Below are 16219 nucleotides of genomic sequence, written 5' to 3' on the forward strand. Positions count from 1 at the left end.
TGAAAGTGTCGATCACGCTGGAGGTCGAGGAGGCGTAGGCGGCGGACCGGCGCGAACCTGCGGCCCGACGGCGCAGGCGAGTTTGACGTATCGCAAATCGACGCTGGTGCCGGTCGCTATGGTTCTCCGGCATGACTGCCGAACCTGCGTTGCATTCCCGCCTCGCCAAGTGGGCTCCGGATCATGCCGACCTGGAGACACCACGATGAGCCTGATCCTTCGCATTCTGTTTGTGATGGCCGGAGCCATCACCGCGCTGTTCGTTGCGCGTGATGCCCTGAACTTCACCATCATCCAGACCTTCGTCGCCATCCTGCTCGTGACGGCCGTCCTGCTCGCCGGAAGTCTCTGGAGCTTGCGGCGGAAGACGTGAGCGGCACGGAGGGCGCAAGACCTGCCGGGCTGAGCGAGGCCGAAGCACGGGCGCGGCTGGAAGAGGACGGCACCAACGAATTGCCCCGGCCCGAACGACGCAGCCCCATGCGTATCGTGATGGAAGTGCTGCGCGAGCCGATGCTCGTGCTGCTGCTTTGCGGCGGGCTGGTCTACCTCGTGCTCGGCGATCTCAGGGAAGCGCTGATCCTCCTGGCATTCGGTGCGATGTCCATCGTGATCACGGTGGTGCAGGAGACCCGGACCGAGCGCGTGCTGGAAGCCTTGCGCGACCTGAGCAGCCCGCGTGCGCTGGTGGTCCGGGACGGCACGCGTCGGCGCATCCCGGGCCGCGAGGTGGTGCGCGGCGATCTCCTCGTCCTTGGCGAAGGCGACCGGATTCCGGCTGACGCCGCACTCGTGGACGCGCGCGATCTGCAAATCGACGAGTCCCTGCTGACCGGCGAGTCGGTGCCCGTCCGCAAGCAGGTCGCCGACAAAAACGCACCGGTCGATCACCGGCCCGGCGGCGAGGACCAGCCCTTCGTGTATTCCGGCTCGCTCGTCGTGCGCGGCGAGGGACTGGCGCTGGTCGAGGCCACCGGGCCGCGCAGCGAGATCGGGAAGATCGGGCTGTCGCTGCGCGGCTTGCAGGCCGAGCCGCCCCGGCTTCAGCAACAGACTGCAAGACTGGTGCGGCTCTGTTTCCTCGGCGGCGCCGTGGTCAGCCTTGCCGCCGTCGCGCTCTACGGCGTCTTGCGCGGGGATTGGCTGCAAGCGCTGCTTGCGGGCATCGCGATCGGCATGTCGATGCTCCCGGAAGAATTTGGTGTCGTGCTTACCGTCTTCATGGCGATGGGGGCATGGCGGATTTCGCAAGCCCGCGTCCTGACGCGGCGAGCCGCGGCCATCGAGGTGCTCGGCTCAGCGACCGTCCTGTGCACCGACAAGACGGGAACATTGACGCAGAACCAGATGTCGGTTGCCGAACTGCGGCTGCTCGATGGGTCGCGCATGCGTCCGGCGGCGGCTGGACAGGATCATATCAGGCCCGAACTTGTCGAATTGGCGCGCTGCGGCGCCCTGGCGAGCTCGCCGGAACCGTTCGACCCGATGGAGAAGGCCTTGCACCTGTTCGCGCACGACGTCGCGCGTCACGGCGATGTGCTGGGTGGCGAGCGGACGCTGGTGCGCACTTATGGCCTGCGTCCAGAACTGCTGGCCATGTCCCAAGTCTGGCGGACATCCGGCCGGCCGGACCTCCTCGTATGCGCCAAGGGCGCGCCCGAAGCGATCGCGCGCCTGTGCAGGCTGAACGCTGCTGATCAAGGGGCGATGCAAGCAGCTGTCGGCGCGATGGCGAAGGATGGGCTTCGCGTGCTGGGGATGGCGGTTGCCGCCTGCGATGACGCTGCACTTCCGGCGTCCCAGGAGATTTTCGCGTTTAGATTTGTCGGCCTGGTCGGGCTTGCCGATCCGCTGCGGCCCCATGTTCCGGAGGCGGTTCGCGAATGCCGCGCCGCCGGGATCCGGGTCGTCATGATCACGGGCGACTATCCGGCAACGGCCGTTGCCATCGCGAACCAGGCCGGGCTCGATGTCGACGACGTCATGACCGGCGATCAGGTCAAGCAGGCGGACGATCAGGCGCTCGCGGAACGCGCCCAGCATGTCAACGTGTTCGCCCGGGTCTTGCCGGAACAGAAGCTGCGCATCGTCCAGGCGATGAAGCGTGACGGCGAGATCGTGGCGATGACCGGGGACGGCGTCAACGACGCGCCCTCGCTCAAGGCCGCCCACATCGGCATCGCGATGGGAGGGCGCGGGACCGACGTCGCGCGAGAGGCGTCGTCGATCGTCCTGCTCGATGACGATTTCGCCTCGATCGTGTCGGCCATTCGCCTCGGGCGCCGCATCTACGACAATCTGCGCAAGGCGATGGCCTTCATCTTCGCCGTTCATGTGCCGATCGCCGGGCTCGCGCTGTTGCCTCTGGTGTTCGGGCTGCCGCTGATTTTCAGTCCGGTGCACATCGCGTTTCTGGAGCTGATCATCGACCCCGTATGCTCGCTGGTGTTCGAGGCGGAGCGGGACGAGCGCGATGCGATGACGCGTCCGCCGAGGCGGCCTGATTCCGCGCTGTTCTCGTGGGCCCTGATCGGCTGGAGCGTGCTTCAGGGCGCCCTCGCATTCGCCCTGACCGCCGTCATATTCATCGGTGCGCTTCGTGCTGGCCTTGCAGCGGACGAGGCGAGGACGCTCGCCTTCGTGACACTGGTCGTCTGCATCGTCGCGCTCGTGCTGGTCAACCGGTCCTTCAGCGCGTCGTTCGCGTCCGCATTCTTTCGGCCAAATCGCGCCTTGGCCTGGATTTTCGGAGTGGTCGCCCTGGTTCTCGCCACCGCGCTGCTCTGGCCGCCGGCCTCCAGCCTGTTCCGCTTTGGGCCGCTGCATGCGGACGATCTGATGATCACGCTCGGCGCGGGGCTGCTGGTGCTCACGGTGCTCGAATTGCTGAAGCCGCTGTGGAGCCGGCGGCTTCGATTCTAGCCCCCATCCGGGGAGCCCGTCTTCGTTGGGTGCTGCTCCTCCTTGCCGCCGAGCATCCGGTGCAGCCGACGCTCGATGCGGCGGCCGACGGTGAGCAGTGCGAAGGCGAGCGTCAGCGCGACTGCGACGATCTTCCATTGGCCGACGCCGCAGGCGATGCCGAGGCAGGCGGCGAGGAAGGTGCAGGCGGCGCTGGTCAGTCCGCGGACGCGAAACCTTTCGCTCTCGTGGACGATGACGCCGGCACCGAGAAAGCCGATGCCGGTGAGAATACCCTGGATGACGCGGCTCGTTGCATCCGTGATCTTGCCGGCTTCGGCGAATTGCCCGGCCAGCAATACGACAGTTGCGGTGGACAGACCGACGATGCCGAGCGTTTTCAGCCCGATCGGCTTGCCGTGCAGGTCGCGGTTGAGCCCGATCGCGCCGCCGGCCAGCGTCGCGACGCCGAGGCGCAGCAGGATTTCGGGCCAGTCCAGCTCGGTCATGGCGCGTCGGTCACTTCTTCGGCAGCCGTCCCATCAAGTAAAACTCCTCGTTCGGCCGCATGCCGGTGAAGTTCGCCAGGCGGTTCGACAGCGCGAAGAAGGCGGAGATCGCGGCGATGTCCCAGATGTCGTCGTCGCTGAAGCCGTGCGGGCTGAGCGCGACGAAATCCTCTTCCGCGATGCGCTGCGCGTCGGCTGAGACCTTCATCGCGAAATCGAGCATCGCCTTCTGCCGCGGCGTGATGTCGGCCTTGCGGTAGTTCACCGCGACCTGGTCGGCGATCAGCGGATTCTTGGCGCGGATGCGCAGGATCGCGCCATGCGCGATCACGCAATATTGGCACTGGTTGGCCGCAGAGGTCGCCACCACGATCATCTCGCGCTCGGCCTTGGTGAGGCCGCCGTCCTTCTCCATCAGCGCGTCGTGATAGGCGAAGAACGCGCGGAACTCGTCGGGCCGGTAGGCCAGTGTCAGGAAGACGTTCGGCACGAAACCGCTCTTCTCCTGCACGGCAAGGAGACGTGTGCGGATGTCGTCGGGCAGCGCGTCGAGGGCGGGAGCGGGGAAGCGTTGCGCGGCGGTTCTTGTCATGAGCATGGATTCCGGCTTGGGGCCGGCAACCATAGTCGATGCGGGCTTGGGGCTCAATGTGCTGAAGTATGCAGGGGGCGCGTGCCACACACTCGCTGTCATCGCCCGATTTAATCGGTCGATCCAGTATTCCAGAGACGGCCGTGATTGAATCGAGAAGCCGCGGCGTACTGGATGCCCCGGTCAAGCCGGGGCATGACAGCGGAATTTGCGGAAGCGGTCTCTGCTATTATCGCAGCGGCTTCTTCAAGAGCGAGAAGCGGTCCGGGTCCAGCCCCATCGACGGTTGCAGCATCGGGGCTTCGGCGGTGCTGAGCGTCTTTGCGGGGGGCGTCGGGAATATCGGATCGTTCGGTGCAGCGTCGCGATTCGAGGTCGCGCCGCGCCAGCGTTCGAGCACTGCGCCGACGAAATGCATGTCGTGACCTGATGTGACCGACGGCACGCTCGAGATGGTGGCCTCGCCGCGCGGCAATTGGTGCGGCGGCACCTCCTTGAAGCGCAGGCGGGTCGGCAATGCGACGCCTTCGCCGAACGCCAGCACCTCGCGGGTGCCGAGCGACGGCACGAAGGAGAGCAGGTTCGCGGCCGCATCCGACACCGCGGCGCGCAGCAGCGCCTGATCGCGGTCGTTGGCAAGACGCATCGTGAACAGCGTGTTGCACTGGGAGATGATGGTGGCGTCGAGCTCGGCCGGACGCTGGGTGATGAGGCCGAGATAGACGCCGTATTTGCGGCCTTCCTTGGCGATGCGCGACACCGCCTTGCGGGTGGGACCAAAGCCGACATTGCGGTCGGCGGAGGCATAGCGATGCGCCTCCTCGCAGACGAACAGCATCGGCGAGACGCCGTCGCTCCACAGGCCGAAGTCGAACGCCATGCGGCACAGCACCGAGACGACGGAATCGATCACTTCGGCCGGGAAGCCGGCGAGCTGCATCACCGTCATCGGCTTGCCGTTGGCGGGCAGGCGGAACAGATGGCTGATCACTTCGGCCATGGTGTCGCCGCCGACATTGGCGTTGTCGAACATGAAGGCGTAGCGCGGGTCGTTGCGGACCGCCTCGATGCGCGAGATCAGCTTGTGATAGATGATGCGCGAGGAGCGGTTTTCCAGCTTGCCCATGCGCTCGTCGATCAGCGACATCAGATCGACGAGGCGATAGGGCACCGGCGTGTCGACGGTGAAGCCGATCTGCTTGGGATCGATGCGCTTGAGGCCGACGCGATCGGTGTTCTGGTACTGGGTGTAAATGCCCTTGGCGATCGGGATCACCTCGGCGAGGACGTCGAGCTCCTCGGGCACGCCGGCGCGGCCGCCGAACAGCACGTCGACGATTTCCTCGAAATTGAACAGCCAGAACGGCAGCTTCAGGTTTCGCGGGTTGAGCACCAGCGCGCGGTCGCCGAAGCAGCGGCCATATTCGTTGTGGACGTCGAGCAGGAAGATGCGCAGGTTCGGGCGCGCTTTCAGGATCTCGTTGAGCAGCAGCGATACGCCGGTGGATTTGCCGACGCCGGTCGATCCGAGTACGGCAAAATGCTTGGACAGCATTTCCTCGATATCGACATAGGCGATGACGGAGCGGTCTTGCTGGAGGAAGCCGACATTGATCTGGTCCGACCCGGTCGGCGCATAGATCGTGCGCAGCTCCTGGCTGGTGATCAGGTCGACGGAATCGCCGATGGTCGGATAATTGGTGACGCCGCGCTGGAATTTTGCCTTGTCGGCGGCGTTGAGGATCTCGCCGAGCAGGTCGACCGAGGCGATGGCGATGTAATTGTCGGCGCTCGACAGGTTCTCGCAGGAGACTTCGGTGATCATGGCGACGATGACCGAACTGGCGCAGCGAATGCTGACGAAGCGGCCGACGGTCGCCCGAACCTCCGAGATCGGCATCTGGCTGGCCGCCAGAAGCCCGACCCGGGCGAGCGATCCGCGAACCGAAATCACGCGTCCAAAGGATGTCACGATGAATGAACCTGGCATGAGCGAGAAATCTAACCCCGACTATGCGCGGCCGCGGCTGCATAAACGGTTAAACGGCGGGCGCGGCCGCTTCGTTAAATCCGCGACAATTCGGCTAAGAGGTTTGTCCCTAATGCATACTTGTGGGCGGAAACGGACGGAAAATGCTGCTTTTCTGGGCCGCCGGCCTCCGAATGGCATTAAGGAAGACTTTACCATCCGGGCAGTCCGTCGGCCGTTCGGGAGATCGGGTCTTCTCGAGGGCGGGCGCCATTCGGTCCGGCCGGCAAGGCCTAATTTGTTGACGGGACCTAATCATTTGTACATTAGTACAAATGAACCCGCGGCCTCGATGCCGCCCCCCGGGCGCCTCAGCCAATTGCGGCCCTGTGCCCGAATGCGCGATCCGGCCGGCGGATCGCTTGCTGTGCCAGGAGGAACCCATGCAGCCCGAACCGATCCTCGATCTTGCCCATCTCGGCCACATGGAGCTGCTGACGCCAAAACCCGATGAGAGCCTGAAATTCTTCGTCGACGTGATGGGCATGACCGTCAGCGGTCAGAAGGGCGAGTCGGTCTATTTGCGCGGCTGGGACGATTACGAGCGTTATTCGCTCAAGCTCACGGCCTCGAAGACCTCGGGCATGGAGCACATGGCGCTGCGCGCGCGCAGCCAGCAGGCGTTGGAGCGCCGCGTTGCCGCGCTGAAAGGCTCCGGCTTCGACATCGGCTGGATCGACGGCGACATGGGGCAGGGGCCGACCTTCCGCTGCCGCGATCCCGATGGCCACATCGTCGAGCTCTATTACGAGACCGAATGGTATCAGGCGCCGCCGGAGCTGAAGCCGGCGCTGAAGAACCAGGCGCAGCGTTTTCCCGCGCGCGGCGTCAATGTCCGCAGGCTCGACCACCTCAACTGCCTCGCCGTCGACATCAAGGCCAACCGCGAGTTCTTCGAGAATTATCTCGGCTGCCGGTTGACCGAGCAGATCGTGCTCAACGACGGCCGTGAAGCCGCGATGTGGCTGACCATGTCGAACAAGAGCTACGATTTTGCCTATTCGCTCGACCACTCAGGCACGCCGGGCCGCTTCCACCACGTCACCTACGCGCTCGACAGCCGCGAGGAGATTCTTCGCGCTGCAGATATTTTCCTGGAGAACGGAATCCACATCGAGACCGGCCCCCACAAGCATGCGATCCAGCAGACCTTCTTCCTCTATGTCTACGAGCCCGGCGGCAACCGCGTCGAGGTCGCTAACGCCGGCGCCCGCCTCATCCTCGCGCCCGACTGGAAGCCGATCGTGTGGACGGAGGAGGAGCGCAAGAAAGGCCAGGCCTGGGGATTGAAGACGATCGAATCCTTCCACACCCACGGCACGCCGCCGGTGGAGGTCAAGAAGCACGGTTGATCTAACGCATGATGAAATGAGGCACACGGCGAGGGCGGTGCGCTCCCTCTCCCGCTTGCGGGAGAGGGTTGGGGTGAGGGTGTCTCCGCGGTGGGATTCCCCAAGAGGATAGAGCCCTCACCCGGCGCGCGGGACGATGCTTCGCATCGCCCGGGGCGCACCGACCTCTCCCGCAAGCGGGAGAGGTGACCGAGCCAGCCTCCAGATCGAGTCCGTCAAAAGTCATCAGGCCTTTAGTGTGCCGACGATCGCACCCGCGCGATGGTCTCGCGCACGCCGGTCCATGCCGGCTTGCTAGGTGCGAACTGCTTGCGCAGGAAGCCGACGAGTTCCTCGACCTGCGCATCGCTCATGCTGGCCTTGAACGCGGGCATGTAGCCGAGATCGCTTGAAACGGGCTCAGCGATCCCGTGCAGGATCACCTGCGCGAGATTGTCCGGCGTCTTGCTGTGCAGATTGCTGTTGAGTGCGAGCGAGGGCCGGCTGCCGAACAGCGGCAGGCCGCCGACTTCGTGGCAGACGGCGCAGGCGCCCTGATAGAGCCGCGCGCCGGTTGAGGCGGCGATGGCGACCTGCGTTGCGCTTTCAAGACGGGCCGCAAGCGTGTCCTGCGCTTCGGTCGCGGCGTCGTTGAACGAGTTGAGATACACCGCCATCGCGCGAACGTCTTGGTCGGGCAGGGCCGTGAGATCCCTGACGACAGGCGCCATCGGGCCGGCGGCGACGCCGTGATAGCGCGAATGGCCGGTGCGCAAGTACGCGAAAAGCTCGTCCTCGCTCCACGGGATCGGCGCATGCGACAGCGACGTCAGCGGCGGCGCCTCCCAACCTTCCGCAAACCCGCCGGCGAGATAGGCGTTGCGCTGCTCGGCGCCGAGCGCATTGCGCGGCGAATGGCAGGCGCTGCAATGGCCGAGACTCTCGACGAGATAAGCGCCGCGATTCCATTGCTCCGACTTTGCGGGATCGGGTTTGAATTCGCGCGTCTGATGGAACAGCGCATTCCACCCCGCCAGCAATGGACGCAGATTGAACGGGAAGGCGAGCGAATTGGCGGGCGCCGTCGCGCGCACCGCGGGCTGTGCCATCAGATAGGCATAGAGCGCCTGGAGGTCGGCCTCGCTGGTCTTGGCAAAATGCGTGTAGGGGAAGGCGGGATAGAGCTGCCATCCGTCGCGATGCAGTCCGTCGCGCATCGCGCGTTCGAAGGCGGGATAGGACCAGCCGCCGATGCCGGTCTCGACATCGGGCGTGATGTTGGTTGAATAGATCGTGCCGAACGGCGTTTCCAACGCGCGGCCGCCGGCGTTGAGCGCGCCCGTGAGGCTGGTGTGGCACTCCGCGCAATTGCCGAGCGCGGCAAGCTGCTGGCCGCGGGCGATGGTTGCGGCAGAATAGACCGATGCATCGGGACGCGCGATCGGCGCGATCGCACGTCCGGGCAGCATCGCTGCGCCAATGCCGATTGCGGCGGTGCAGACAGCTGCAATCGTCGCGGCAATGCCGGCGCGCTTGGCGAAAGGATTGTCCCAGATGCGAGACGGAGGCGGCGTTGCGGGCGCGGGCAGGGCCTGCGGCGTCGCCGGTGCGTCACCGTGCAATCCCCTCAGGATACGCTCCGGCGTGAACGGCGGCTCGCGAAAGCGCACGCCGGTGGCGTCGAAGATCGCATTCGCGATCGCCGCCGCACTCGGGACCGAAGCGGACTCGCCGACCCCGAGCGGCGGCTGGTCCGGCCGCGGCAGTATCAGCACGTCGATCTTGGGCACGTCGGGGAACGGGATGATCGGATAGGCGCCCCATTCCCGTGCCGCCACCGCGCCGCGCTCGAACGAGACCTCCTCCATCAGCGCGCGGCTGGTGGACTGGATGACGTTGCCGTGGATCTGGTGACGCACGCCGTCCGGATTGATCATCAGGCCGGAATCCTGCCCGGCGACGACGCGGGTCACGCTGACGTCGCCGGTGGACTTGTTGACGGCGACGTCGGCGACCCAGGCCGACCACGCCGCGCCATAGCCGGGGAACTTGCTGTGGACATAGAGCGCATAGGCAAAGCCGCGCCCGTGCACGACCTCGCCGTCCTTCTCCTCGCGCACCGGTCGCGGCGTCCAGCCGGCGCGCTCGGCGACCGCATGGACGAGATCGACGGCGCGCTGGTCCTTGAGGTAGCGCAGCCGGTATTCGATCGGGTCGACGCCGGCTTCCGTTGCGGCCTCATCGATGTAGGATTCGTGCGCAAAGGTGTTCGGCAGCGCCGAGACGCCGCGAAACCAGGACGCACGCACGATCGGCGCCATGTCGTGGGCGACGACGCGCATGTGGTCGTAATCGTAGGGTGGGATCGCGGTGCGGTCGCCCATCTGGAGCACGGCCGGATCGGGCGAGATCCGCCCCGTCAGCAGCAGCGCCAGGGTCGGGGCGGCATTCGAGGGATAGCGCGTGGCGAGGTCGTATCCGGCGATGCCGCCGTCGGCGTTCAGGCCGCCATTGACGTCGATGAGCTGCGCGGTGCCCTTGGGCTCCCAGGCGTGCTCCTGCTCGCGCGTCAGCTGCACGCGCACGGGCCGGCCGACCGCGCGCGACAGCAGCAGCGCGTCCGCGGTGACGTCGTCGGCGCAGTTGCGGCCGTAGCAGCCGGCGGCCTCCAACCTGATGACTTCGATCTCGCTCTCGGGACGCTCGATCAGCAGTGCCAGATCGCCGCGCAGCAGATGCGGGTTCTGCGTAGCCGACCAGACGCGGATGTTGCCATCCTGGACGTCGGCGACGGCGCAGGAGGGGCCGATCGAGGCGTGCATCTGATACGGCCAGACGTAGGTGCGCTGCATCGGCCTGGCCGCGCCTGATATCGCCTTGTCGACGTCGCCCTTGTCGATCAGCGTCCGCGGCGTCGACGGATTGGCGCGCAGCGCGGTCTCGACATCGGCGAGGTCGGTGAGAACAGGCGTCGGCTTCCAACTTACTTTGAGCTGCTCGGCGGCGCGAATCGCATTCTCCTCGCGCTCGGCGACGACCCCGACGAAGTCGCCGATGCGCACGACAGCTATGATGCCGGGAACGTCGCGCACCGAGGATTCGTCGACCGCGATCAGGCTGGTGCCGACGAACGGGCCGGCATCGACGCCCGCATAGGGCGGGCGCACCACGCGGCCGTGCAGCATGCCGGGCACGCGGATGTCGTGCACGAAGGTTAATTCGCCCGTGGCCTTCGCCGGCAGATCGACGCGCGGCGTCGACTGGCCGACGATGGCGTATTCGCCGACGGGCTTGACCGTAACATCGTCGGCAAGCTCGAGACGGATCGTCTCGCCGCCGATCAACTCGCCATAGCTGACGCTGCGGTTGTCGTGCCCGCGCACGAGGCCGTCTTCGATACTGAGATCGGCTGCCGGCAGTTCCAGCCACGCGGCCGCACGCGCGATCAGGAAGTGTCGCGCCTGGGCGGCGGCCTTGCGCAGGGGAACGGCGGTAATCTGGATGGTTTCGCTGGCGATCGTGGCGCCCTGGTTCGGCACCAAGGCGGTGTCGCCGAGCACGATGACGACGCGCGCAAAGGAGACATCCAGCTCTTCGGCGACGATCTGGCCGAGCGCGGTGCGGATGCCGGTGCCGAGATCGACATGGCCGTTATAGGCGGTGACCGAGCCATCCGCGGTGATGCGGACAAAAGTCTCGGATGTGATCTCGTCCACGGTGCGGACGACGACGAGCGAACCCGACGGCCGCTCAGCTCCGTTCGAAACAGGGGAGGCCATCAATCAACGGCCCCGGCGAGCTGGCCTGACGCGCGCATCACCGCGCGCAGGATTTCGACATGCGTGCCGCAGCGGCAGAGATTGTAGCGCAGCGCAGCCAGCGCCTCCTGTTCGGTCGGCTGCGGGTTGATCGCAAGCAGCGCCTTGGTGGTCATGATCATGCCGTTGAGGCAGTAGCCGCATTGCGCGGCCTGCTCGTCGATGAAGGCCTGCTGCACCACATCGGGTTTGTCACGTGTGCCAAGCCCTTCGAGCGTCACGATGTCGCGTCCGGCACACCCGCCGATCGGAATCACGCAGGAGCGCGCCGCGGCGCCGTCGATCAGGACAGTACAGGTGCCGCATTCGCCGAGGCCGCAGCCGTATTTCGGGCCGTTGAGCGCGAGGTCGTTGCGCAGCACGTAGAGCAGCGGCGTCTGGCGCTCCGCGGTGATCTCGTGGATCCTGCCGTTCACGGTGAGGCGGATCGGTGTCTGCGTCATCCTCGTTTCCCAGCCGCTTGATCAAGTCCTGGCGACCACGCGATCGCGGAAATTCCAAGTCGCTCAAAATCTACGTCGCGACGATACCGTTTGTACACAAACGTGCAAGCGGCCATGCCGCAGTGCAGCGCGACTGCCCGCTTTGTGGACAAGGGCGGGAGGCAAATGAGGTTTTATTCGGCAGGGATGTCTTTTCACATGCGCCGCCGCTTGACAGCCCTAGGGGACCGCGCGCAACATCGTTCGTATACGAATGATAACCGCAGTGTCCGCCGGCTTGCACATGGTGACTGAAACGACGAGCGCCGCCACCGACAAGATCCGCTGCGATGCCTGCCCGGTGATGTGCTACATCAAGCCGGGTGCGGCGGGCGCCTGCGACCGCTATGCCAACCACGACGGCAAGCTGGTCCGCGTCGATCCTCACGTGATTCTGGAGCGCACCGTCTCGCATGGCGGCAAGCTGGTGCCGTTCAGCCGGACGGAAGACTGGGACGGCAAGATCGTCCACGAACCCTCGACGTTCGTCACCGCGATCGGCGCGGGCACGACCTATCCCGACTACAAGCCGGCACCGTTCATCGTCTCCGCGGAAGTCGATGGCGTCGACATGGTGACCGTCGTCACCGAGGGCATCTTCTCCTATTGCGGCATCAAGGTGAAGATCGACACCGACCGCTATCTCGGCCCGGAAACCGCGACCGTGCGTGCGCAGGGCGAGGCGGTTGGTCACGTCACGACCAGCGAATATGGCTCGCAGATGCTGTCGCTCGGCGGCGTGCATCATCTGACCGGCGGCTCCAAGAAGGAGGGCCGCGTCACCTGCGACATGCTGATGGATCTCGCCAACTGCAAGGCGGTCGAGCTCACCATCGACGGTGGCGCGACCGTGGTGGTGCAGGCCGGCCAGCCGCCGATCGTCAACGGGATGAAAGAAGAGCGCATGCGCGTCGGCTGCGGCTCGGCGACGATCGGCATGTTCGCCAAGCAATGGCACGGCAAGGTCGACGAGGTCGTCGTGGTCGACGACCACATCACCGGCGTGCTCAGCGAGCACCAGGCCGGAAAATTGCTCGACATCGCCGACACCGGCATCAAGATGAAGGGCCGGCGCTCGACGCCTGGTCGCTATTTCCAGGTCGCCGATCCCGGCACCGGGTGGGGCGGCACCAATATCTCCGATCCGCTCGCGATCCTCGGGCCGTTCGATGCGAAGGAGGCCAAGCCTGGCCTCTCCATGCTGATGGTTTCCACGACCGGCGAGCATTCGTCCTATTACGTGCTCGACCAGGCCCTGACGCCGGTCGAGACCGAGATGCCTGATGACCTGAAGTTCTCGGTCGAGCGCATCCAGGAAAATTGCGAGCCGGCGCTGTGCACCGTGCTGTTCATGGCCGGTGCCGGCGGATCGCTGCGCGCCGGCGTCACCGACAATCCGGTGCGGCTGACGCGCTCGGTGAAGGACGCGCTGACACGCGTCACCAGTGGTGGGGCGCCGGTTTATGTCTGGCCGGGCGGCGGCATCACCTACATGGTCGATGTGACGCAGATGCCGGCGGGTGCGTTCGGCTATGTGCCGACCCCTGCGCTGGTCGCGCCGATCGAGTTCACGATGAAGCTGTCCGACTATGCCGCACTCGGCGGGCACATGGATTACGTGAAGCCGCTCGCAGAGGTGCAGGGGGGCGACGATGTCAGGCAGTTGCCCTGGCAGAACCCGATTCCGGGGCCCCGGGCATGACACGGCTCCCGCAAATTGCATGGCTGTCTGATGGTCGGCGGCTGCATTTGCAGGATGGTCCGATTGATCTGATCGTCGAAGCGAGGGGAGACGTGAGCGAGGTGCGCGCGGCTTATGAAGCTGCGGCGCGCCGTTTCACCGGGCTGCTCGACGAGCTCTGCGTGGAGCTGACGGAGCTGCGCATGGCGGCGGAATCCGGAACGTGCGCACTGAAGGGCATCGTTGCCCGCCGCATGTATGCCGCCGTTGCGCCCTATGCCCCCGATTGCTTCATCACGCCGATGGCCGCGGTGGCCGGCAGTGTGGCCGAGGAGATTCTTGGCGCGATGTTGAACGCCGCATCGCTCGATCGGGCCTACGTCAACAATGGCGGCGACATCGCGCTGCATCTCGGCAAGGGTGAGCATTTTTCCGTTGGCCTGATGGACCGGCCCGATCGCGACGGCGTGATGCGAACGATGGAGGTCGATGCGGACGATCCCGTACGCGGCATCGCGACCAGCGGGCGCCACGGCCGCAGTTTTTCGCTTGGGATCGCGGATGCCGTGACGGTGCTGGCGGCAACGGCATCGCAAGCCGATGCGGCTGCGACGGTGATCGCCAATGCCGTCGATCTGCCCGGGCATCCCGCCATCGTCAGGCGGCCCGCGAACGAGCTTCAACCCGACAGCGATCTCGGTGCGCGTCTCGTCACCCGTGACGTTGGTGAATTGTCGCAAGTTGATGTCACGGCTGCGCTGGAATCTGGCGCGGAATGTGCACGGCAATTGTTCGATCGCGGATTGATCGAGGGGGCCGTGTTGCAGCTCAGTGGTGATATGCTTGTCGTCGGACCGAAGGATATTGAACGGCAACGATCGCGCCCGCCTGTGCTGGAGAACGCGGTTCATGCCTGAGCAGGGAAGAGCCCAAGGGAAACAATCATGAGCGCGATCATCCGCAAGATCGTCACCGTCGTCGAAGAGACGCAGATGGAGATGGGCCGCCAGGTCTCGCCGCCGACCCGGCGGGCCGCTGCGATCGCCGTGATCGAAAATCCATTCGCCGGAAAATATGTCGAGGATCTCTCACCGTTGATCGCGATCGGCGAGGAGCTCGGCGAGCTCCTGTCGAAGCGCGCGGTGGCGGCGCTCGGCATCGACGGCGCGAAGGCGCAGAGCTATGGCAAGGCCGCGGCCGTCGGCGAGAACGGCGAGCTGGAACATGCGGCCGCGATCCTTCACCCGAAGATGGGTGCGCCGGTGCGCAAGGTGCTGAGCAAGGGCGCGGCGCTGATCCCGTCGTCGAAGAAGCGCAGCGGTCCGGGCACGACGCTCGACATTCCCCTGGGGCACAAGGATGCAGCTTTCGTCCGCAGCCATTTCGACGGCATGGAGGTGCAGATCAGCGACGCGCCGCGCGCCAACGAGATCATGGTTGCGGTCGCCGTCACCGACAGCGGCCGTCCGCTGCCGCGTGTCGGCGGACTGACGGTTGCGGAAGTCAAGGGCGAAGACGGTCTGAGATAGAGCTTGAACCGGGGAGGCGGGCACGGCTTCTTCGATAAGATCACGCTGAAGACGCAAGAGAGTTCAAAACTGGAGGTTGGGATGCGAGCAAGAAACATTTTCGTCGGCGCGGCCTTCGCGCTTCTGGCGGGCGGCATGGCTCATTCGGCCATGGCGCAGGAGATCAAGATCGGCGAGATCAACAGCTATTCGCTGCTGCCGGCCTTCACCGAGCCCTATCGCAAGGGCTGGCAGCTCGCGGTCGAGGAGATCAACGCGGCCGGCGGCATCAACGGCAAGAAGCTCGTCGTCGTCTCCAAGGACGACGGCGGCAAGCCGGCGGACGCGCAGACCGCGGCCAACGAGCTCGTCTCGAGCGAGGGCGTTGCGATGCTCACGGGCACGTTCCTGTCGAACATCGGTCTCGCCGTCAGCGACTTCGCCAATCAGAAGAAGGTGTTCTTCCTCGCGGCCGAGCCGCTGACGGACGCCGTGACCTGGTCGAAGGGCAACAAGTACACCTTCCGTCTGCGGCCCTCGAACTACATGCAGGCCGCGATGCTGGTGGAAGCCGCCAGCAAGCTGCCGGCCAAGCGCTGGGCGACGATCGCGCCGAACTATGAATACGGCCAGTCGGCAGTTGCCGTGTTCAAGAAGCTGATGTCGGAGAAGCGCCCCGACATCCAGTGGGTGGACGAGCAGTGGCCGCCGCAAGGCAAGATCGACGCGGGTCCGGTGGTGCAGGCGGTTGCCGCGGCCAATCCCGAGGCGATCCTCAACGTCACCTTCGGCGCCGACCTCGTCAAGCTCGTGCGCGAAGGCAACACCCGCGGCCTGTTCAAGGGGCGCGAGGTCGTGTCGTTCCTGACCGGCGAGCCCGAATATCTCGACCCGCTCAAGGACGAGACGCCGGAGGGCTGGATCGTCACCGGCTATCCCTGGTACTCGATCAAGACGCCCGAGCATGATGCGTTCCTGAAGGCTTACCAGGCCAAGTACAACGACTATCCGCGTCTCGGCTCGATCGTCGGCTACCAGACCATCAAGGCGGCGGCTGCGATCCTTGCCAAGGCTGGCGCGACCGATCCGGAGAAGCTGATCGCTGCGGCGGAGGGGCTCTCGATGCCGTCGCCGTTCGGCGAGATCACCTTCCGCAAGATCGACCATCAGTCGACGCTCGGCGCTTATGTCGGCAAGACCGCGCTGAAGGACGGCAAGGGCGTGATGGTGGACTCCGTCTACAAGAAAGGCGCCGACTATCTGCCGAGCGATGCCGAAGTCGAGAAGCTGCGGCCGAAGGATTGATCTCCGCTGCCGTAGGGTGGGTTAGCCCTGCGGATGCGCAAAGCGCATCTGCGGGGCGTAACC

At 65.5% G+C, this 16219-nt stretch carries 12 protein-coding genes; 7 read left to right on the forward strand and 5 right to left on the reverse strand.

Annotation, left to right across the window (positions count from 1 at the left end):
- Positions 1 to 205: 205 nt before the first annotated feature.
- Positions 206 to 373 carry a hypothetical protein gene (locus tag AC1RUR_RS09240; protein WP_492842989.1) on the forward strand — a complete coding sequence of 56 codons (168 nt, stop codon included), beginning with the start codon at positions 206 to 208 and terminating at the stop codon, positions 371 to 373.
- Entirely contained in the window at positions 370 to 2922 is a 2553-nt protein-coding gene (locus AC1RUR_RS09245) for an HAD-IC family P-type ATPase (RefSeq protein WP_492842991.1), read from the forward strand. Before AC1RUR_RS09240 ends, AC1RUR_RS09245 begins: the two co-directional genes overlap by 4 nt.
- Here the strand turns inward: AC1RUR_RS09245 and AC1RUR_RS09250 are convergent.
- The 3 genes from AC1RUR_RS09250 to AC1RUR_RS09260 form a co-directional block, all read right to left on the reverse strand.
- A complete protein-coding gene (locus AC1RUR_RS09250) occupies positions 2919 to 3410 on the reverse strand; it encodes an MgtC/SapB family protein (RefSeq protein WP_492842993.1) in 492 nt (163 codons plus the stop codon). The two genes, AC1RUR_RS09245 and AC1RUR_RS09250, sit on opposite strands and share 4 nt — an antisense overlap.
- Positions 3411 to 3420: 10 nt before the next feature.
- Complete coding sequence (locus AC1RUR_RS09255; RefSeq protein WP_492842995.1) at positions 3421 to 4002, reverse strand: peroxidase-related enzyme; 582 nt, start codon at positions 4000 to 4002, stop codon at positions 3421 to 3423.
- A 229-nt stretch (positions 4003 to 4231) separates the two neighbouring features.
- Positions 4232 to 5992, reverse strand: coding sequence for an ATP-binding protein (locus AC1RUR_RS09260; protein WP_085969660.1), 1761 nt, complete (start codon positions 5990 to 5992; stop codon positions 4232 to 4234).
- Positions 5993 to 6414: 422 nt separating this feature from the next.
- Between AC1RUR_RS09260 and AC1RUR_RS09265 the strand changes: the two genes are divergently transcribed.
- The gene (locus tag AC1RUR_RS09265; RefSeq protein ID WP_492842998.1) at positions 6415 to 7383 is read left to right on the forward strand and encodes a catechol 2,3-dioxygenase; all 969 of its coding nucleotides are present in this window, start codon (positions 6415 to 6417) and stop codon (positions 7381 to 7383) included.
- Positions 7384 to 7616: 233 nt separating this feature from the next.
- Here AC1RUR_RS09265 and AC1RUR_RS09270 read toward each other — a convergent pair whose 3' ends face one another.
- On the reverse strand, positions 7617 to 11141 hold the full coding sequence (locus AC1RUR_RS09270; protein ID WP_492843000.1) for a molybdopterin cofactor-binding domain-containing protein: 3525 nt from the start codon (positions 11139 to 11141) through the stop codon (positions 7617 to 7619).
- Positions 11141 to 11623: a (2Fe-2S)-binding protein gene (locus tag AC1RUR_RS09275; RefSeq protein WP_492843002.1), complete on the reverse strand. Its 483-nt coding sequence runs from the start codon at positions 11621 to 11623 to the stop codon at positions 11141 to 11143. The genes AC1RUR_RS09270 and AC1RUR_RS09275 overlap by 1 nt, the downstream gene beginning before the upstream one ends.
- Positions 11624 to 11906: 283 nt before the next feature.
- Between AC1RUR_RS09275 and AC1RUR_RS09280 the strand changes: the two genes are divergently transcribed.
- The 4 genes from AC1RUR_RS09280 to AC1RUR_RS09295 all read left to right on the forward strand — a co-directional run bounded on the left by AC1RUR_RS09280 (position 11907) and on the right by AC1RUR_RS09295 (position 16156).
- The gene (locus AC1RUR_RS09280; protein WP_492843168.1) at positions 11907 to 13364 is read left to right on the forward strand and encodes a 6-hydroxynicotinate reductase; all 1458 of its coding nucleotides are present in this window, start codon (positions 11907 to 11909) and stop codon (positions 13362 to 13364) included.
- The gene (locus tag AC1RUR_RS09285; protein WP_492843004.1) at positions 13361 to 14260 is read left to right on the forward strand and encodes a UPF0280 family protein; all 900 of its coding nucleotides are present in this window, start codon (positions 13361 to 13363) and stop codon (positions 14258 to 14260) included. Before AC1RUR_RS09280 ends, AC1RUR_RS09285 begins: the two co-directional genes overlap by 4 nt.
- 27 nt (positions 14261 to 14287) lie before the next feature.
- Positions 14288 to 14872, forward strand: a complete 585-nt coding sequence (locus tag AC1RUR_RS09290) for an amino acid synthesis family protein (protein ID WP_492843006.1) — start codon at positions 14288 to 14290, stop codon at positions 14870 to 14872.
- An 81-nt stretch (positions 14873 to 14953) separates the two neighbouring features.
- On the forward strand, positions 14954 to 16156 hold the full coding sequence (locus AC1RUR_RS09295) for an ABC transporter substrate-binding protein (protein WP_492843008.1): 1203 nt from the start codon (positions 14954 to 14956) through the stop codon (positions 16154 to 16156).
- Positions 16157 to 16219: the final 63 nt, after the last annotated feature.

Source organism: Bradyrhizobium sp. GW821-FHT12B03, from assembly GCF_058807535.1.

Bases quoted from the DNA above. Each gene is read 5' to 3' on its own strand.
- AC1RUR_RS09240 (WP_492842989.1), top strand. From the start codon at position 206: ATGAGCCTGATCCTTCGCATTCTGTTTGTGATGGCCGGAGCCATCACC.
- AC1RUR_RS09250 (WP_492842993.1), bottom strand. From the start codon at position 3,410: ATGACCGAGCTGGACTGGCCCGAAATCCTGCTGCGCCTCGGCGTCGCG.
- AC1RUR_RS09255 (WP_492842995.1), bottom strand. From the start codon at position 4,002: ATGACAAGAACCGCCGCGCAACGCTTCCCCGCTCCCGCCCTCGACGCG.
- AC1RUR_RS09260 (WP_085969660.1), bottom strand. From the start codon at position 5,992: ATGCCAGGTTCATTCATCGTGACATCCTTTGGACGCGTGATTTCGGTT.
- AC1RUR_RS09265 (WP_492842998.1), top strand. From the start codon at position 6,415: ATGCAGCCCGAACCGATCCTCGATCTTGCCCATCTCGGCCACATGGAG.
- AC1RUR_RS09270 (WP_492843000.1), bottom strand. From the start codon at position 11,141: ATGGCCTCCCCTGTTTCGAACGGAGCTGAGCGGCCGTCGGGTTCGCTC.
- AC1RUR_RS09275 (WP_492843002.1), bottom strand. From the start codon at position 11,623: ATGACGCAGACACCGATCCGCCTCACCGTGAACGGCAGGATCCACGAG.
- AC1RUR_RS09280 (WP_492843168.1), top strand. From the start codon at position 11,907: ATGGTGACTGAAACGACGAGCGCCGCCACCGACAAGATCCGCTGCGAT.
- AC1RUR_RS09285 (WP_492843004.1), top strand. From the start codon at position 13,361: ATGACACGGCTCCCGCAAATTGCATGGCTGTCTGATGGTCGGCGGCTG.
- AC1RUR_RS09290 (WP_492843006.1), top strand. From the start codon at position 14,288: ATGAGCGCGATCATCCGCAAGATCGTCACCGTCGTCGAAGAGACGCAG.
- AC1RUR_RS09295 (WP_492843008.1), top strand. From the start codon at position 14,954: ATGCGAGCAAGAAACATTTTCGTCGGCGCGGCCTTCGCGCTTCTGGCG.